The sequence below is a fragment of the Streptomyces pratensis genome, from assembly GCF_016804005.1.
In the GTDB taxonomy this organism is placed as follows: domain Bacteria; phylum Actinomycetota; class Actinomycetes; order Streptomycetales; family Streptomycetaceae; genus Streptomyces; species Streptomyces pratensis_A.
On record NZ_CP051486.1, the window covers coordinates 6020972 to 6039337 of the forward strand.

Consider the following 18366-nt stretch of genomic DNA (forward strand, 5'->3'; position numbering starts at 1 on the left):
CAAGGATGCCGTTGAACCGTAGGACGTTTCTGGGCCGTTCGGCTGTCGCCGGGGCGGGTGCGGCCCTGGTGGGAGGGGTCGGTGCGGGGCCTGCGGCGGCCTCGGAGCCGAGGGGGCACGCCCATGGGCGGCCGTCGAAGCGGTACTCGTTCACGGTGATGGGGACGACGGACCTGCACGGGAATGTCTTCAACTGGGACTACTTCACTGATCAGGAGTTCGACGACAAGGCGCACAACGATGTGGGGCTGGCGAAGATCTCGACTCTGGTGGATCAGATCCGTGAGGACCGGGGTCGCCGGAACACTTTGTTGATCGATGCGGGTGACACGATCCAGGGCACCCAGTTGTCGTACTACTACGCGAAGATCGATCCGATCACGGCGCAGCGTGGTCCGGTTCATCCGATGGCGCAGGCGATGAACAAGATCGGATATGACGCGGCGGCGCTCGGGAATCATGAGTTCAACTACGGCATTCCGGTGCTGCGGAAGTTCGAGGAGCAGTGTGATTTTCCGCTGCTGGGTGCGAATGCGCTGGATGCGAAGACTTTGCGGCCGGCGTTCGCTCCGTATGTGATCAAGCGGGTGCGGACGCCGTACGGGCGTGATGTGCGGGTGGCGGTGCTGGGGTTGACGAATCCGGGTATCGCGATCTGGGACAAGGCGAATGTGGGCGGGAAGATGGTGTTCCCGGGTCTTGAGGAGCAGGCGGCGAAGTGGGTGCCGAAGCTTCGTTCGATGGGTGCGGATGTGGTGGTCGTTTCGGCGCATTCGGGTTCGTCGGGTACGTCGTCGTACGGGGATCAGTTGCCGTACGTCGAGAATGCGGCGGGTCTGGTGGCGGAGCAGGTGCCGGGGATCGATGCGATTCTGGTGGGTCACGCGCACTCGGAGATTCCTGAGTATTTCGTGACGAACAAGGAGACGGGGAAGCAGGTCGTTCTCTCGGAGCCGTTGAAGTGGGGGCAGCGGTTGACGTTGTTCGACTTCGATCTGGTGTGGGAGAGGGGCCGCTGGGTGGTCGAGAAGGTGGGCGCCTCGGTGCTGAACTCGAACACGGTGGAGGAGGACCCGCGGATCACGTCGATGCTCGGGGACGAGCACAGGAAGGTCGTGGCGTATGTGAACCAGGTGATCGGTACGTCGGTGGCGGCGATGTCGACGGTGGATGCGCCGTGGAGGGACGAGCCGGTCATCGATCTGATCAACCTGGTGCAGGCGGAGACGGTGAAGGCGGCGCTGGCGGGTGGGGAGTATGCGGCGTTGCCGGTGCTGTCGCAGGCGGCGTGTTTCTCGCGTACGGCGGCGATTCCTGCGGGTGAGGTGACGATCCGGGATGCGGCGGGGCTGTATCCGTTCGAGAACACGCTGGAGGCGCGGCTCCTGACGGGTGCGCAGCTGAAGGATTATCTTGAGTATTCGGCGAAGTATTACGTGCAGACGGCTGCTGGGGCACCGGTGGACACGTCGAAGTTGACGAATGCGGAGAACATTCCGGATTACAACTACGACGTGGTGTCGGGTGTGACGTATGACATCGATATCGCGAAGCCGGTGGGTTCTCGGATCGTGGGGTTGTCGTTCGAGGGGGCGCCGGTGGATGCGGCGGCGCAGTTCGTGTTCGCGGTGAACAACTATCGGGCGAGTGGTGGGGGCAACTTCCCGCATGTTCCGGGTGCGAAGCAATTGTGGGCGAATTCGGATGAGATCCGGAACACGATCATCGGGTGGGTGCAGGCGAAGGGGTCGGTGGATCCGGCGGAGTTCGCGTCGGTGGACTGGCGTCTGACGCGGGATGGCGTGCCGGTGTTCTAGCCGGTGGGTGGTCGGGCTGGTCGGTGTTCCGGCCGGTGGGTGTGTGGCGGGCGGCCGTTCTCCTTCGGGAGGGCGGCCGCCTTCGTGTTGTCAGTGGCCTTGTGCGAGGGGGGTGAGTGAGCTGCCCTGTCCGGGGACGGCGGGGGCGGGGTGGGGGGTGAGGCCGAAGGTGGTGAAGGCCGTGCGTTGTGGGAGGGGGTAGGGGGTGGTGCCGGTGAGGTTGTTGAGGATGGTGGCGCTGCGCCAGGCGGCGAGGCCGAGGTCGGGGGCGCCGACTCCGTGGGTGTGGCGTTCGGCGTTCTGTACGTAGATGTTGCCGGTGAGGGCGGGGTCGAGGTCGAGGCGGAAGTCGGTGTGGATGCGGGGGCGTCCTTGGGTGTCGCGGCGGATGTGGGGGGCGATGCCGGTGAGGAGGGTGTCGAGGGGGCGTTCGCGGTAGCCGGTGGCGAGGACGACGGCGTCGGTGGTGAGGCGGCTCCGGGTGGCTTGCTGGGTGTGTTCGAGGTGGAGTTCGATGCGGGTTCCGCTGCCGGAGAGGCGGCCTGCGGTGCGGACGCCGACGCCGGGGGTGAGGGTGGCGTCGGGCCAGCCGCCGTGGAGGGTGCGGCGGTAGAGCTCGTCGTGGATGGCGGCGATGGTGTCGGTGTCGATGCCTTTGTGCAGTTGCCATTGCTGGGGGACGAGGGTGTCGCGTACGTGTTCCGGGAGTGCGTGGAAGTAGTGGGTGTAGTCGGGGGTGAAGTGTTCGAGGCCGAGTTTTGAGTACTCCATGGGTGCGAAGGCCTGGGTGCGGGCGAGCCAGTGGATCCTCTCGATGCCGACGGGGCGGGCGCGGAGGAGGTCGAGGAAGATTTCGGCGCCTGACTGGCCGGAGCCGATGACGGTGATGTGGCCGGCTCGGAGGAGTTCTTCGCGGTGGTGGAGGTAGTCGGCGGAGTGGATGACGGGGATGCCGGGGGCTTCCGCGAGGGGGCGTAGCGGTTCGGGGATGAAGGGTGCGGTGCCGACGCCGAGGGCGATGTGGCGGGTGTGGGTGCGGCCGAGGGCTTGGGCGTCGCCTTGGGGGTCGAGCCGGGTGTAGTCGACTTCGAAGTGGGCGCGGTCGGTGTTCCAGCGGATGGCGTCGACCTGGTGGTCGAAGTGGATGGTGGGGAGTTGTTCGCTGACCCATCGGCAGTAGGCGTCGTATTCGGCGCGGTGGATGTGGAATTGCTCGGCGAAGTAGAAGGGGTAGAGGCGGTCGCGGGTGCGCAGGTAGTTGAGGAATGTCCAGGGGCTGGTGGGGTCGGCGAGGGTGGTGAGGTCGGCGAGGAAGGGGACTTGGAGGGTGGCGCCGTCGATGAGGAGGCCGGGGTGCCAGTGGAAGGCGGGGCGTTGTTCGTAGAAGGCGGTGGTGAGGGGGTGGTTGCCGGGGGTGGTGGGGAGGCCGTGGGCGAGGGCGGCGAGGGAGAGGTTGAAGGGGCCGAGGCCGATGCCGATGAGGTCGTGGGTCCGGTCGCCTTCGGGGGTGGTCCGGTCGGTCATCGGAGGGTGCTGCCTTCCATGGTGGCGTCGGTGTGGGCGTGGGTGACGAGGGTGAGGAGTTGTCGGAGGTCGTGGGGGGTGGTGTGGGGGTTGAGGAGGGTGGCTTTGAGCCAGAGGCGGTTGTCGGCTCGGGCGCGGCCGAGTACGGCGTGTCCTCGGTCGAGGAGGGTGCGGCGGATGGTTGCGACGGTGGTGTCGTCGCTGTGGGTGGGGCGGAACAGGACGGTGCTGATGGTGGGGCGGTCGTGGAGTTCGAGTGCGGGGTTTTCTTCGATGAGATCGGCGAGGTGGTGGGCGGTGGCGATGGTGCGGTCGATGAGGTCGGCGAGTCCGTCGCGGCCGAGTGCTTGGAGGGTGACGACGATTTTGAGGGCGTCGGGTCGGCGGGTGGTGCGGAGGGAGCGGCCGAGGAGGTCGGGGAGGCCTGCGTCGGTGTCGTCGTCGGCGTTGAGGTAGGGGGCGTGGTGGTGGAGTGGGCTGAGGTGGTGGTGGTCGGGGACGGCGAGGATGCCGGCGGAGGCGGGTTGCCAGCCGAGTTTGTGGAGGTCGAGGGTGACGCTGTGGGCGCGGTGGAGGCTGCGGAGGGTGTGGCGGTGGGTGGGGCTGAAGAGGAGGGGGCCGCCGTATGCGGCGTCGATGTGGAGGTCGGCGCCGTGGGTTGTGGTGAGGTCGGCGATTTCGGTGAGGGGGTCGATCTGGCCGGTGTCGGTGGTGCCTGCGGTGGCGGTGACGAGGAGTGGGCCGGGGTGGGTGATGAGGGCTTCGTGGAGTGCGGTGGGGTCCATGACGCCGGTGGGTGCGGGGAGGATGACGGGTCGGGGGAGGCCGAGGAGCCAGGCGGCGCGGGTGATGCTGTGGTGGGCGTTGGCGGCGCAGATGGTTTGTACGGGGCCGTGGCGTTCGCGGGCGAGGAGGAGGGCGAGTTGGTTGGCTTCGGTGCCGCCTGTGGTGACGAGGGCGTCGGGTTTTGGGCGGTTGGGGTAGATCTCGGCGGCGAGTGCGGTGGTGAGGGTGTCTTCGAGGGCGGAGGCTGCGGGGGCTTGGTCCCAGGAGTCCATGGAGGGGTTGAGGGCTGATGCGGCGAGGTCGGCTGCTGCGGCGAGGGCGAGGGGTGGGGTGTGGAGGTGGGCTGCGCAGTGGGGGTGTGCGGGGTCTGCGGCGCCTTCGGTGAGTGCGGTGACGAGGGTGCGGAGGGCGTGGTGGGCGCCGGTGCCGTGGTCGGGGATGAGGGGGCCTGTGGTGCGGTGGAGGTTGCGTGTGACGGTTTCGGGGCCGCCGGCGGGGAGGGGGCCGTTGCGTCGGGTGGCGCCGTCGTGGAGTGCGGTGAGGACGGTGTCGATGAGGGGGCGCAGGTGGGCGGGGCCTGCGCTGCCTCCGGCGAGGGGCGGGGTGGGCATGGGTGGTGTGGTCCTTCGGGTGCGCGGGGGCGGTGGTGCCAGCTTGTCCGGGTTGCGGAGGAGGCGGCCGAAGAGCCCAACGATCTGAACCCGAAAGGGGTACTGCGCCCCGGTGTAGGGGTGTTGAGGGCTGTGGGGCTGGTATAGGCGTTCGTTGCTCGTACGACTGTGCCCGGCCGCTCTTGTGGAGGGCCGGGCACAGGGGTGGTGGGGGTCCGCCGGGTTTCGGTGCGGTGGGTGCGTGTGTCTCCGCCGTGGGTCGGGGGCGCCCTGTTGCGGCGGGTGCGCGTTCCCTCATCGTGGGTCGGCGGGTGCGCGTTCCCCGCCGTGGGTCAGGGACGCCTTGTTGCGGCGGGTGCGCGTTCCGTGTGGGTTCTGCGTGCGGCGGGTGGTGTGCTGCGGCTGTCGGGGGCCGGGGGCGCCAGGTGCCTTTGGGTCATTGGGTGTTGCGTACGGCGAGGGCGCGGCGGACGTCGTCGAGCTGGTCGGTGAGTTTGCGGCGCAGGGCGGGGGTGAGTGCGGGGTTGTCGAGTGCCTTGGTGCCGAGGCGGAGGCTGTCGGGGTCGATGGCGTGGGTGGGGAAGGCGTGGCGTCCGGCGGCTTCGGCGATGGCGGGGCCGCGGCGTGCGGCGAGTGCGATGGCGTCGGGGTAGTAGCGGGCGATGTAGGGGTGGAGGAGTTCGCTCTGTTCGGGCTGCCAGAAGCCCTGGGCTGTGGCGGTGAAGAGGTAGTTGGACAGGGTGTCGTCGGTGAACATGGCCTGCCAGGCGGCTGTTTTGGCTTCGGGGGTGGGGAGGGCGGCGCGGCAGCGGGCGGCGCCTTCCTGTCCGGTGGCGCTGGGGTCCTTGTCGAGTTCGTGGGCGATGGCTGTTTCGTCGGTGGCGCCGAGGACGGCGAGGCGGGTGAGGATGCGCCAGCGGAGTTCGGGGTCGAGTTCGGGGCCGCCGGGGACGGTGCCTTCGTTGAGCCAGTCCTGGATGGTGTCGGGCTGGGTGGCGGCGGCGATGAAGTGGCGTACGGCGGTGAGGCGGAGGCCGGGGTCGGGGCTGCCGGGTGTGGTGGCGGCGCCGTGTTCCCAGTCCTTGGCGGTGAGTCCTTCGGTGCGGCGCAGGAGGTCGCGGCAGAGGGAGGTGAGGGTGGCGAGGGCGGTGGGCCGGTCCTGGGGTGTGAGGTAGCGGTCGGCGATGTGGGTGGCTGCGAAGCCGAGGACGCCGTGGACGAGGGCGAGGTCGGTTTCGTAGGGGAGGTGGGTGCGGGCGGCGGTGAGGTGGACGGTGGGGTGGAGTTCGCCGTCGCGGACCATGTCGCGGGCGGCGTTCCAGAGGAGGGCGCGGGTGAGGGCGTCGGGGATGCCGGAGAGGTGGGTGAGGGCGGTGTCCCAGGAGTCGGGGTCGAGGCGGATCTTGGCGTAGGTGAGGTCGTTGTCGTTGAGGACGACGAGGTCGGGGCGTCGGCCGGGCTGGGTGGTGGGGGTGCCGTCCTGGGGGATGTCGAGTTCGAAGCGGCTGCGTGGCGTGAGCTGTTCGGTGCCGGTGTGGGTGTCGAGGCTGTGGTCGTAGGTGCCGACGGTGATGCGGTGGGGGCGGTTGCCGGCGTGGTCGACGGTGAGGTTCCAGCTGTTGCCGGTGTTCTCGACGTGGGCGGTGAGGGTGTCGATGCCGGTGGTGCGGAGCCAGGTGGCGGCCCAGGTGTGGACGTCGCGGTCGGTGGCGGTGGCGAGGTTGTCGATGAAGTCGGCGAGGGTGGCGTTGGAGAATTTGTGCCGGGCGATGTGGGTGTTGATGCCGGCGAGGAAGTCCTTCTCGCCGAGCCAGGCGACGAGCTGGCGGAGTGCGGAGGCGCCCTTGGCGTAGGAGATGCCGTCGAAGTTGAGGAGGGCGGAGGCGGTGTCGGGGACGGCGTCGGGGTCGGGGGCGACGGGGTGGGTGGTGGGGCGTTGGTCCGCGTCGTAGCCCCAGCCCTTGCGGGCGACGCCGAAGTCGGTCCAGGTGTCGGTGAAGCGGGTGGCTTCGGTGAGGGTCTGGTAGCCCATGTACTCGGCGAAGGACTCGTTGAGCCAGATGTCGTCCCACCAGGTGAGGGTGACGAGGTCGCCGAACCACATGTGGGCCATTTCGTGGGCGATGACCATGGCGCGGGTCTGGCGTTCGGTGTCGGTGACGGCGGAGCGGTAGAGGAATTCGTCGCGGAAGGTGACGAGTCCGGGGTTCTCCATGGCGCCGGCGTTGAATTCGGGGACGAAGGCCTGGTCGTAGGAGTCGAAGGGGTAGGGCTCGTCGAATTTCTCGTGGTAGCGGTCGAAGCAGTCGCGGGTGATGCCGAGGATCTCGTCGGCGTCGTTGTCGAGGTGGGGGGCGAGGGAGCGGCGGCAGTGGATTCCGAAGGGGAGGCCGGCGTGGTGGGTGGTGACGGAGTGCCAGGGGCCTGCGGCGACGGCGACGAGGTAGGTGGAGATGGGTGGTGTGGGGGCGATGGTCCAGCGGCCGTCGGTGGCCCGGGTGGTGGTGCCGTTGCCGAGGACGGTCCAGCCGGTGGGTGCGGTGACGGTGAGGTCGAATACGGATTTGAGGTCGGGCTGGTCGAAGGCGGCGAAGACGCGTTGGACGTCTTCCATGAAGAGCTGGGTGTAGACGTAGGTCTCGCCGTCGGCGGGGTCGGTGAAGCGGTGCATGCCTTCGCCGGTGCGGGAGTAGCGCATGGTGGCGTCGACGGTGAGTTCGTGGGGGCCTGCGGTGAGGCGGTCCAGGGGGTAGCGGTTCCCGTCGAGGCGTTCGGGGTCCAGGGGTTGTCCGTCGAGGCTGAGTGAGCGCAGGGTTTCCGGCTTGATCTCGACGAAGGTGTCTCCGGCCGTGTGGGCGGTGAACCGGATGGCGGTCCTGGAGTCGAAGGTCTCCTCGCCCGTGGTGAGGTCGAGGCCGACCGTGTACCGGTGTACGTCGAGGAGCTGGGCGCGGGTCTGCGCTTCGTTGCGCGTCAGTACGGACATGGCGCCCATGCTGCCGTACGGCTCCGGGGCTGTGCAGTGGGGTTCTCGCAGGGCTGACGGCGGGTGGCGGAGGCCGCACCGCCGGGTGGTTCACGGTGCGGCGGGCGTTCCGGGGTGCGCCGGCCGTTCCGGGGTGCGCCGGGCGGGTAAGGGTGCGCCGGGCGGCCAGGGGTGCGCCGGGCGGGTAAGGGGGCTGCGGGTTCCGGCGCGTTCGCGGGCTCGGGACGTACCGGGGCGGGGTCCGCTGCGGGGCACGGGCCGGCACGCGGGCGCGGGGTCCGCTGCGAGGCACGGGCCGGCACACGGGCGCGGGGCAACCGAAACGGTAGTGGGCGGGGGGCGGTGCCGCGGGCTGGGCGTGTGGCCCCCGGGGCCGCCGCCGGCGGCCGGGTGGGGGTCAGGCGTCGGGGGATGCGGTTTCCTCGGCGATGCGCTCGTGGTGGCGGATGACCTCGGCCACGATGAAGTTCAGCAGTTTCTCGGCGAAGGCGGGGTCCAGCCTGGCGCTTTCCGCGAGCTGCCGCAGCCGGGTGATCTGGCGGGCCTCGCGGGCGGGGTCGGCGGGCGGCAGGTGGTGCTCGGCCTTGAGGTGTCCCACCTGCTGGGTGGCCTTGAAACGCTCGGCGAGCATGTGGACGACTGCGGCATCGATGTTGTCGATGCTCTCGCGCAGCCGGTTCAGTTCGGCGGTGACGTACTCGTCGATGTCGCTCGTGGTCATGGTCAGCGAGCTTAGACGCACGGGTCGTGGGGTGGTTCACGGCGGGGTGCGGACCGTGTCCCGTCGTGGCCGGCCGCACCCAGGGGTCCGGAGCGGGTGGCTCCGGATGCGGGGGATGGACCCGTGGGCGGTGGGACGCGATGCTGAGGGCCGTTTGTTGATCTCGCACACAGGAGCGTACGAGCACGATGACTGACTTCAGCGTGGGTGAGGACCACTTCCTGCTCGACGGGAAGCCGGTGCGGTTGCTGTCGGGGGCACTGCACTACTTCCGGGTGCACGAGGCGCAGTGGCAGCACCGGTTGTCGATGATGCGGGCGATGGGTCTCACCTGTGTGGAGACGTATGTGCCGTGGAATCTTCATGAGCCGCGGCCGGGTGAGTTCCGTGATGTGGGGGCGCTGGGCCGGTTCCTCGACGCCGTGCAGGGGGCGGGGCTCCTGGCCGTCGTGCGTCCGGGGCCGTACATCTGTGCCGAGTGGGAGAACGGTGGGCTGCCGGCCTGGGTGACGGGGCGGTTCGGGCGTCGGGTGCGGACCAGGGACGCGGGGTACGGGGCGGTGGTGGAGCGCTGGTTCGGTGAACTGCTGCCGCAGATGGTGGAGCGGCAGATCACGGTGGGTGGCCCGGTGATCATGGTGCAGGCGGAGAACGAGTACGGGAGTTACGGCTCGGACCGGGTGCATCTGGAGGAGCTGGCGGAGGTGTTGCGGCGGTGTGGGGTGACGGTGCCGCTGTTCACCTCGGACGGGCCCGAGGATCACATGCTCACGGGGGGTTCGGTGCCGGGTCTGCTCGCCACGGCGAACTTCGGTGCGGGGGCGCGGGAGGCGTTCGGGGTGCTGCGCCGTCACAGGCCGAAGGGGCCGTTGATGTGTATGGAGTTCTGGTGCGGCTGGTTCGGGCGGTGGGGCGGCGAGCCCGTGGTGCGTGATCCGGCGGAGACGGCGGGCGCGCTGCGGGAGATCCTGGAGTGCGGTGCCTCGGTGAATGTGTACATGGCTCATGGGGGAACGAATTTCGCGGGGTGGTCGGGGGCGAACCGTTCGGGTCCGCTGCAGGACCAGGGGCTGGTGCCCACGGTGACGTCGTACGACTACGACGCGCCGATCGACGAGTACGGGCGGGCCACGGAGAAGTTCTGGCTGATGCGGGAGGTGTTGGAGGAGTACGGGGAGGGGCCGCTGCCCGCGCTGCCTCCGGAGCCGGCCGGGCTGCGGGGTCGGGTGCGGGTGGAGTTGACGCAGGGTGCGCCGATGGCGGGTGTGCTGGAGGCGTTGGGTGACCCGGAGACGGTGGAGTCGGGGGTGCCGCCCACGTTCGAGGAGCTGGGTGTGGACCGTGGCCTGGTGTGTTACCGGGTGGGTGTTCCGGGGCCGCGGCAGGCGTATCCGCTGGGTGTGGCGGGGTTGCGGGACCGGGCGGTGGTGTACGTGGACGGGGTGCGGGCGGGCGTGCTCACGGAGGAGGACCACACGCTGGAGGAGCCGGTGGCGGGTCCGGCCGAGGTGGAGTTGTGGGTGGAGTCGCTGGGCCGGGTGAATTACGGGCCTCGGCTGGGTGAGTCGAAGGGCATCACGGGTGGTGTGCTGCACGAGCGGCAGTTCCTGCACGGGGTGCGGGCTCGGGCGCTGCGCCTGGATGCGTTCGACGAGCCGGGGGCGGTCGGCCGGGTGCGGTTCGGAGATGTCTCAAAGGCGGGTCGGACGGGTCTGTTCCGGGGGTTCTTCGAGGTGGAGGACGCTGCGGGGGCGGATCACGCGGGTCTTGAACTGCCGGGCTGGGAGCGCGGTTTCGTCTGGGTGAACGGTTTCTGCCTGGGCCGCTACTGGTCGGTGGGGCCGGATCGGGTGCTGTATGTGCCGGGTCCTGTGCTCCGCGAGGGTGCCAACGAGGTGTGGGTGCTGGAGCTGGAGGAGGCCGGGGAGCCGTTCGTGGACCTGGGTCCGGGGACGCCCGTCAGGGAGGGCGCCCCCGGGGGTGAGGCGGGGTGAGGCTCCGGCGCGCCCCGGGCGGGGTGCGGCGGGGGGAGGCTCCGGCTCAGAGGGTGGCGGCGGCCGAGGCTATCGCGGAGGCGAAGGTCGACACCTGGGTGTAGACGCCGGGGTAGCCGGGTCGTGCGCAGCCTTCGCCCCAGCTGACGATGCCGACCTGGATCCAGGCTCCGGCGTTGTCCTTGCGGAACATGGGGCCGCCGGAGTCACCCTGGCAGGTGTCGACGCCGCCGGCGCTGACGTATCCGGCGCAGATTTCCTGGCTGGGTACGAGGTCGCTGCCGTAGGCCTGTTGGCAGGTGGCGTCGGAGACGAAGGGGACGGTGGCCTTCAGGAGGTAGCGCTGCTGGCCGCCGCCCTCGGTCGCGGCGCCCCAGCCGGCGACGGTGAAGGTGCCGGTGTCGTAGGCGGTGGTGGTGGCGATCTTCAGGGTGGGCTGGCTGATGGGCTGGGCGAGTTTGATCAGTGCCCAGTCCTTGCCGACGCCGTTGTAGCCGGGTGCCTGGAGGACCTTGGTGGAGCGGACCTTGACGGCGGAGGACGACTGGAGGTCGACGACTCCGGAGGTGGCGGTGATGGAGGTGTTGTTGCCGGATCCACTGACGCAGTGGGCGGCGGTGAGCACGATCGTCGGGCTGTAGAGGGCGCCGCCGCAGCCCATGGAGAGCCGGACCATGAAGGGGAATTCGCCCTGGGCGGCCCGGGTGCCGCCGACGACGGGTGCGGGGGCGGCGGAGGCGCTCGACGGCTGGAGGCTGAGGGTGGCGAGGGCGACCGCGGCTATGACGGAGCATCTCTTGAGGGTGCGCAGAAGCTGCTTCACGATGTGTGCCTGCTTTCGTGTGGGGGCGAGGCGGGGGGTGCGGGTGCAGGCGTGCGGGTGTTCGTGTCCTGGCGGGGGCGGAGCCAGGCGATTGTCGCCATGCCCCCGTCAAGAACGATCCGATTATCGGGAAGCGATCACCGCTGTCACAAGGCAGGGATTCCGGCCAAGATCCTCTCCCGTCCGGCGGCCGGTTCTTCCGGGTCCCGCCTAGAGTGGGTCCGTTGAGCACCATGGACGGGGGTTCGGACGTGAGCGACGGCAGCAACGGGGACGGCGGTCCGGTCGTCCATGGGTTCCCGCACCTCGACGCGGTCCGTGCCGCGATCACAGCGCTCTACCGGCGGGTCTCCCCCGACGGTGTGCGCGTCTACGACACGAGCCTCGCCCCTGCGGACGCCGCCTTCTCCGACGTGGACGATCTGCATCTCGGCGCCCAGCGGGTGGCCGGTGCCCTGGTGCGGCACCTGCGACTGCCGCAGGCCCGTGTCGTCGTCGGCTTCCGCCGGATGGAACATGCCGCGAGCGTCGAACTCACCGCGGGGCCCGAGTACTTCATCGAGCTCAACGACCGTTTCCGCACGCACCGCAGGGACATCGGCGCGGCACTGGCCCACGAGATCACGCACGTACTGCTGCACCGGCTGGGGCTGGAGCTCCCCGGCACCCGCGACAACGAGATCCTCACGGACACGGTGACGGCCTATCTCGGCGCGGGCTGGCTCCTGCTGGACGCCTTCCGTCAGGACGCGGTCTCCAGCCAGAAGCTCGGCTATCTCACACCGGAGGAGTTCGGCTACGTACTCGCCAAGCGCGCGCTGGTCTTCGGCGAGGACCCGTCCGTGTGGTTCACCAGCCCCCAGGCCTACACGGCGTACACCGAGGGCCGGGCCGAGGCCCTGCGCGACCTGCGGCGGCCTCCGCTGACGGCGGCGGGTTGGGCCGGCAGGCGCCGTTACGCCAAGGACCGGCGCCACGCCGGGGAACACCCCGGCACCGCGCCCGACCGGTCCCTCCCGTACGCCTTCGAGAGCGGGGCCGACGGCCTCCGGGTCTCCTTCGCCTGCCCCACCTGCCACCAGCGGGTCCGGCTTCCGGTCCGGGGCCGGACACTGGCCCGGTGCGGACTGTGCCGCACCGTCCTGGACTGCGACACCTGAAAGATCGTCGAGAACCGGGGTGGCCGTAGGGTCGTCGTATGACGAACGGTCCGGCCGGTGGCGCGAGCAGCCTTTTCGAGGCGTTGTACGACGATGAGGACGCCGTCGTACGGGCGCTCCGTGCGGGCGCGTCCGCCGAGTCGAGCGACGAGGACGGGGCGACCGCGCTGTACCTGGCGTCGGTGCAGGACCTGCCCGGTGCGGTCCGGATGCTCCTCGCCGCGGGTGCGGACCCGAACAGGGCGAGCGGGCCGGAGGCGGGCGACCTGCCGCTGTGCGGGGCGGCGTGCGGCGGTCACGCGGCGGTCGTCGGCGCACTCCTGTCCGCCGGGGCCGACCCGGACCTGAGCGAGGAGTTCGGCTTCACCGCGCTGCGCTGGGCGGCCGGGCTCGGCCATGCGCGGGTCGCCGAGGCCCTCCTCGCCCACGGCGCGGATCCGGACCTGCCCGGCCCGCAGGGGGAGGTCCCGCTGGTGGTCGCGGCGCGGCGGGGATCGGTGCCCACCGTTCGGGCCCTGCTCCGGCACGGCGCCCGCGGTCTGTCCCCCGCGCTGGACGAAGCCCGGCGCATGCTCGCCGTGGACGTGGAGCAGGAGCTGCGTGGCGCGCTGCGGCGCGGGTACGGGGACGGCCACGAGTGTGCGGTGCGCCGCGCACCGGTCGACGGCGGGGTGACCGTCACGGTCGAACTGCTGCGGGACGGGGAGCCGTTCGCGTCCCAGGACCTGCAGACCGGGCACGGGGCGATCGCGACGCTCCTGGAGAACGAGCTTGGCCTGCGGGCCCCGTTCGAGGAGCTGGCCGCCCGGGCCCTGCGGGGCGGGGGCCCCGGGCTGGACAACTGGCTGGTGGCGGTCGGGACGCTGTGGCTGCGCGGCGACGAGGAGACGTTCAGGGCGGCGGCCGCATGGACGGCGAGCGAGGATCCGCTGCAACAGGCCTTCGGTGTGGATGTGCTGGCGCGGCTCGGATTCCACACCGGCGACAAGCCGTTCGCCGCCCGTGCGGTCCCACTCCTGCGGGAGCTGGCCGGCGCCGCCGGCCCGGCACCGGCCGAGGCGGCCGCGCGGGCGCTCGACCGGTACGAGAAGCCTGCTTCGGACAGCCGGCCGGCCGCCACGAGGTGAGCTCGATCGCCGGGCGGGTCGTCCACGGCACCCGGGCCGTGGCGGTCCGTGCGTCGTGTCGCGCGGCAGCCGTACGACGGTCGGGGGCGAGGGGCCGGCAGCGGCCGACCGGGGTCGCTTCGGTCAGGTGAGGCGGCCGGCCTCGTCGAGCAGGTAGCGGCGCTCGACCTCGTTGCCGGTCAGGGCGGCCGCCTCGCGGTACAGCGTCGTCGCACCTGCCGCGTCACCGGTCATCTGCAGCAGGTGGGCGCGCACCGCGCGTTCCCGCTGCCGGATGAGAGGGTCCCGATCCAGCTTGTGGCGCCGGTTGAGGTCGTCGAGCAGTGCCATCCCCCGGGCCGGTCCGTAGGCCTGGGTGACCGCGACCACCCGGCTCAGCCGCACCGGCGCGGTCGGGGTGAGCCGTTCGAGCCACAGGTACAGCATCGCGATCTGCGGCCAGTCCGTCCGCTCCGGCGTCGCAGCCGCCGCGTGCAGGGCCGCGATCGCCGCCTGCAGCTGGTACGGGCCCGCCACGCGCCGGCCCAGGACTCCGTCGATCAGACGGGTGCCCTCGCGGATCAGATCGCGGTTCCAGCGTGTGCGGTCCTGCTCGTCCAGCGGCACCAGCCCGCCGTCGTCACCGACGCGGGCCGCACGACGCGACTCGGTGAGCAGCATCAGGGCCAGCAGTCCGGCCACCTCGGCGTCGTCCGGAGCCGTGTCGCCGAGCATCCGGGTCAGCCGGATCGCCTCGCCGGTCAGGTCGACGCGGGCGAGTACGTCACCGGCGGAGGCGGTGTAGCCCTCGTTGAAGATCAGGTAGAGCACCCGCATCACGGCGGTCATGCGGCTGTCCCGGTCGGCGGCGGTCGGTGCGGTGAAGCGGGCGCCGCCGCGGGCCAGCTGCTGCTTCGCCCGGCTGATCCGCGTCCCCAGCGTGGCCTCGGTCGTCCCATAGGCGTGCGCGATCTCGGCTGTCGTGAGACCGCCGACCGCGCGCAGGGTGAGCGCCACCTGGGAGGCGGGGCTCAGCGCGGGGTGGCAGCAGAGCAGCAGCAGGGTGAGGCCGTCGTCGGCCTCCCGCACAGGACCTCCCCGGCGGGCCGGTTCCTGCATGGCCAATTCGGCCATACCGGTTTCCCGCTCACGTGTGCGCCTCGCCTGATCGGAGCGGAGCAGGTCGACCATCCGGCGGTAACCGACCCGGATCAGCCAGCTGCGCGGATCCTCCGGCACGCCGTCGGCCGGCCACGCCCGGCTCGCCGCCAGCAGCGCCTCCTGTACGGCGTCCTCGGCGATGTCGAAGCGGCCGAAGCGCCGTACCAACGCGCCGAGGACCTGCGGCGCCTCGGTGCGGAGCAGGTGCTCCACGCCCGTGGGCGTGTCCGGCCCGGCGCTCACGGGCCGGTGCCGCGCGCTGTCCACGCCGGGCCTCGTGAGGGACCGCCGGTCATGCCGTGAAGTCCTCTCCCATGACCGGCCGGACCTCGATGGGTTCGCCCAGCACCTCCACTATCCGCGAGGCGATCTCCATGGCCCGTTCCCGGTCGGCGACGTCGATGACGGCGAAGCTGGCCAGGACCTCCTTGAGCTCTGCGAACGGACCGTCGGTGAGCGTCACACCGTCCGGCGTCCGGTGCACCGTGGCACTGACCGCCGGGTGTCCGAGGCCCTCGGTGGCGACGAGCTCTCCGGTTTCGAGCAGCTCCTTCTCGAACCTCTGGTACACGGCGAAGGCGGCAAGAGCCTCCTCCGTCGGGGCGTCGGCGGTCGCGGCGTCCCAGGCGGTGGCCGACGTGTATCCGAGCAGCAGGTACTTCACGGGTCCCCTCTCCGATCGAGCTTGGCGATGGTAGGTCAGCATGTGCGGCACAGGAAGAGTGCGAGGAAAGGCGTCCGGGAGGAGGCGACCGGACCGTTCACGACTGTCCGGACGCTCGTGCGGCCGGGCGCGTGCGGTACCGGCACCAGCGCGGTGGCACCGTCGGGCACGACCGGGAGGACGGCCCGTCGGCGCACGCACCGCACGGTGGTCAGCGGCCTGTCCGAGCGGCGGACGGCGGGAACGGCGGTGGTGACTGCCATGACTTCCTCCCTGTCAGGTCTGCCCGCTACCTCGTGGCCGGATCAGGGATCTCGACATCCCTTCTACGTGATCCATGCCACACATGAAGAGTGTCGAGAACCGGCCGGCGGTTTCGAGGTAGCCGCGAGAACCCACCAAGGAGGACGAGATGTCTGAGACCCCGGAACCGAGCGCCGAACTGAAAGCCCTGGACCGCCTGGTCGGCACCTGGGCGGTGACCGGCGGCGCCGAGGGGACCGTGAGGTACGAGTGGATGCCAGGGCGGTTCTTCCTGAGCCAGCATGTCGAACTCACCCAGTTCGGCGAGCCGGTCAGCGGCCTGGAACTGATCGGGAACCTGCGCCCGTTCGGCGAGCCGACCGGTGCGGACGTGGTGTCGCGGTACTACGACTCGAACGGAAACACGTTCGACTACGTCTACGAACTGAACGGCGACGAGCTCACCATCTGGGCCGGGGCGAAGGGCAGTCCGGCCTACTACGCGGGCACGTTCAGCTCCGACGGCGCCACGATGACCGGAGACTGGGTCTACCCCGGCGGGGGTGGATACACATCGACGATGACCAGGATCTGAACGCGGCGCGCGGCAGCGTGCGCCGGACGGGCGTGCCGTAAGCGACGGCACCGGGGAGTCGTCGCCCGCAACGGGCCGCGTTCGACGTCCTGTTGTGTGTCGTGTGCCTCTTGCCGGAGCCGAGTTCGAGTACTCGGCGAAGCGGCGGACGCATGCGGAACAGACGCGGCCCAGGCACGGCTCAGACGCGGCGGTGATCAGCCGCTCGATCCTCGTTCGCGATCAGTTGCCTCACCGGCGCGCACAACGCGGCCATCACGGCCGGGGCCACGACGGCGCCCGTCTCCCCGCCCGATCAGGTCGGACTCGGCCGAGGTCGGGCTCGACCGAGATCACGGGGGCGGGCGCGGGGTGCGGTGACCGGCCGGGCCGGTCACCGCACCCCGCGATCAGGCAGCCCGGCGGCCACGGCCCGGGGCGCTTCCGCGTCCCGTGCCGCCTGCCCGGCCGGCTCCGGCGCCACGGGTGGATCCACCCGCACCGCCTGCTCCGCCCCGAGCCGCACCGGCGCCGCCGCGCGCGCCGCCGCCACCCGCGCCACCACGAGCCGTGCCGCCAGCGCCGCCCTGCGCGGTGCCCGAGCCCGCGCCCGTTCCACCGCGTCGGCCACGTCCCCGGCTGCCCGAACGGAAGGATCCGCCGGCCGCGGGACCTGAGCCCTGGCCACCGCCTCGCGTACGCGGCTTGGGCTGCGTCGGCTGCGGCACCTCGATGACGATCGCGACGCCGGACGGCTCACGGGCGCCCGTGATCCGGCTGAGCTCCTCGTCGCTCGACTTGATGCGGGTGGTGCGAGGCGCGATGCCCGCGTCCTGCATCAGCCGGGTCATGTCGCGCTTCTCGTCGGGCAGCACGAGCGTGACGACGCTGCCGGACTCACCGGCGCGCGCGGTGCGCCCGCCACGGTGGAGGTAGTCCTTGTGGTCGGTCGGCGGGTCCACGTTGACGACCAGGTCCAGGTCGTCGATGTGGATGCCCCGGGCCGCCACGTTCGTCGCGACGAGCGCGGTGACCTGGCCGTTCTTGAACTGGTCCAGCGTCCGGTTGCGCTGCGGCTGGGACCGGCCTCCGTGCAGGGCCGCGGCCCGCACGCCGCTGGCGAGGAGCCGCTTGGCGAAGCGGTCCGCGGCACGCTTGGTGTCCACGAACATGATCACCCGGCCGTCGCGGGCGGCGATCCGGGTGGCGACGGCCTTCTTGTCCGTCTCGTCCGCCACGTGCAGCACGTGGTGCTCCATGGTGGTGACGGCGCCGGCCGACGGGTCCACCGAGTGCACGACCGGGTCGGTGAGGAACATCTTGACCAGCCGGTCGATGTTCTTGTCGAGGGTCGCGGAGAACAGCATGCGCTGACCGTCCGTCTCGACCTGCTTGAGCAGCGCGACGACCTGCGGCATGAAGCCCATGTCGGCCATCTGGTCGGCCTCGTCGAGGACGGTGATCGACACCTCGTCGAGGCGGCAGTCGCCTCGCTCGATGAGGTCCTTGAGCCGCCCCGGAGTGGCGACGAGCACCTCGGCGCCACGGCGCAGCGCGCCGGACTGCCTGCTGATCGACATGCCGCCGACGACGGTGGCGACGCGCAGGTTCACCGAGGTGGCGTACGGGGTCAGCGCGTCGGTGACCTGCTGGGCGAGCTCGCGGGTGGGGACGAGGACGAGCGCCAGCGGGGCGTGCGGCTCGGAGCGGCGGCCCGCGGTGCGGGCGAGCAGCGCCAGGCCGAAGGCCAGGGTCTTGCCGGAGCCGGTGCGGCCACGGCCGAGGATGTCCCGGCCGGCCAGCGAGTTCGGCAGGGTGGCGCCCTGGATGGGGAAGGGGTCGGTCACGCCCTGTGCGGCGAGGGTCTTCAGCAGCGCGGCGGGCATGTCCAGCTCGGCGAACGCGTCGACGGCGGGAAGTGCGGGGGTCAGGGTCTCCGGCAGGGCGAACTCGCCGCCCTGGGCGGGCGCGGTCCTGCGGCGGGCCGGTGCCTTGCCGGATCCTCGGGTGTTCGCCTGTGCCCGGTCCGTGCCGCGCCCCTTTATCGGGCGGCTGCGGGTGGGTCGGTCCTGGCGTTCGGAGCGGGTCATACGGAATTGCCCTCCTGGGGGATTCCTGGGGTTACTGCCGACTGCTGCGGACTGCTCGATCTGTGCGCCCCAGGATGCAAGCACAGAGCAGATGCCCCGGTGGTGG

General features: G+C 70.9%; 14 protein-coding genes. 5 read left to right on the forward strand and 9 right to left on the reverse strand.

Features of this window, described 5'->3' with window-relative positions:
* The first annotated feature begins 5 nt into the window (after positions 1 to 5).
* Entirely contained in the window at positions 6 to 1817 is a 1812-nt protein-coding gene (locus HED23_RS24875) for a bifunctional metallophosphatase/5'-nucleotidase (RefSeq protein WP_203185606.1), read from the forward strand.
* A gap of 90 nt (positions 1818 to 1907) precedes the next feature.
* Here the strand turns inward: HED23_RS24875 and HED23_RS24880 are convergent, their stop codons facing one another.
* From HED23_RS24880 to HED23_RS24895, 4 genes are all read right to left on the reverse strand, one after another.
* On the reverse strand, positions 1908 to 3341 hold the full coding sequence (locus HED23_RS24880) for a lysine N(6)-hydroxylase/L-ornithine N(5)-oxygenase family protein (RefSeq protein ID WP_203185607.1): 1434 nt from the start codon (positions 3339 to 3341) through the stop codon (positions 1908 to 1910).
* Positions 3338 to 4738, reverse strand: coding sequence for a pyridoxal phosphate-dependent decarboxylase family protein (locus HED23_RS24885; RefSeq protein WP_203185608.1), 1401 nt, complete (start codon positions 4736 to 4738; stop codon positions 3338 to 3340). The genes HED23_RS24880 and HED23_RS24885 overlap by 4 nt, the downstream gene beginning before the upstream one ends.
* Positions 4739 to 5174: 436 nt before the next feature.
* Positions 5175 to 7724 (reverse strand): aminopeptidase N, encoded by a 2550-nt coding sequence (pepN, locus tag HED23_RS24890; protein WP_203185609.1) that lies wholly within the window; start codon positions 7722 to 7724, stop codon positions 5175 to 5177.
* 397 nt (positions 7725 to 8121) lie between these two features.
* On the reverse strand, positions 8122 to 8445 hold the full coding sequence (locus HED23_RS24895; RefSeq protein ID WP_203185610.1) for a chorismate mutase: 324 nt from the start codon (positions 8443 to 8445) through the stop codon (positions 8122 to 8124).
* 188 nt (positions 8446 to 8633) lie between these two features.
* On the opposite strand from HED23_RS24895, the gene HED23_RS24900 reads away from it, so the two are divergent.
* Entirely contained in the window at positions 8634 to 10439 is a 1806-nt protein-coding gene (locus HED23_RS24900; protein ID WP_203185611.1) for a glycoside hydrolase family 35 protein, read from the forward strand.
* A 46-nt stretch (positions 10440 to 10485) separates the two neighbouring features.
* Here the strand turns inward: HED23_RS24900 and HED23_RS24905 are convergent, their stop codons facing one another.
* A complete protein-coding gene (locus HED23_RS24905) occupies positions 10486 to 11262 on the reverse strand; it encodes a S1 family peptidase (RefSeq protein ID WP_203185612.1) in 777 nt (258 codons plus the stop codon).
* A gap of 233 nt (positions 11263 to 11495) precedes the next feature.
* On the opposite strand from HED23_RS24905, the gene HED23_RS24910 reads away from it, so the two are divergent.
* The gene (locus tag HED23_RS24910; protein ID WP_203187621.1) at positions 11496 to 12422 is read left to right on the forward strand and encodes a hypothetical protein; all 927 of its coding nucleotides are present in this window, start codon (positions 11496 to 11498) and stop codon (positions 12420 to 12422) included.
* A gap of 38 nt (positions 12423 to 12460) precedes the next feature.
* The gene (locus HED23_RS24915; protein WP_203185613.1) at positions 12461 to 13549 is read left to right on the forward strand and encodes an ankyrin repeat domain-containing protein; all 1089 of its coding nucleotides are present in this window, start codon (positions 12461 to 12463) and stop codon (positions 13547 to 13549) included.
* Between the two features lie 123 nt (positions 13550 to 13672).
* On the opposite strand, the gene HED23_RS24920 is transcribed toward HED23_RS24915, so the two are convergent.
* Genes HED23_RS24920 through HED23_RS24930 form a run of 3 tightly spaced genes read right to left on the reverse strand, consistent with a single transcriptional unit; the run spans position 13673 to position 15616 of the window.
* Entirely contained in the window at positions 13673 to 14956 is a 1284-nt protein-coding gene (locus tag HED23_RS24920) for an RNA polymerase sigma factor (protein ID WP_238442099.1), read from the reverse strand.
* Between the two features lie 25 nt (positions 14957 to 14981).
* On the reverse strand, positions 14982 to 15353 hold the full coding sequence (locus HED23_RS24925; protein ID WP_203185614.1) for a YciI family protein: 372 nt from the start codon (positions 15351 to 15353) through the stop codon (positions 14982 to 14984).
* Between the two features lie 35 nt (positions 15354 to 15388).
* Complete coding sequence (locus HED23_RS24930) at positions 15389 to 15616, reverse strand: hypothetical protein (RefSeq protein WP_203185615.1); 228 nt, start codon at positions 15614 to 15616, stop codon at positions 15389 to 15391.
* Between the two features lie 149 nt (positions 15617 to 15765).
* Between HED23_RS24930 and HED23_RS24935 the strand changes: the two genes are divergently transcribed.
* Positions 15766 to 16191, forward strand: coding sequence for a hypothetical protein (locus tag HED23_RS24935; protein ID WP_203185616.1), 426 nt, complete (start codon positions 15766 to 15768; stop codon positions 16189 to 16191).
* A gap of 389 nt (positions 16192 to 16580) precedes the next feature.
* Here the strand turns inward: HED23_RS24935 and HED23_RS24940 are convergent, their stop codons facing one another.
* The gene (locus tag HED23_RS24940) at positions 16581 to 18260 is read right to left on the reverse strand and encodes a DEAD/DEAH box helicase (RefSeq protein WP_203185617.1); all 1680 of its coding nucleotides are present in this window, start codon (positions 18258 to 18260) and stop codon (positions 16581 to 16583) included.
* Between the last annotated feature and the right edge of the window lie 106 nt (positions 18261 to 18366).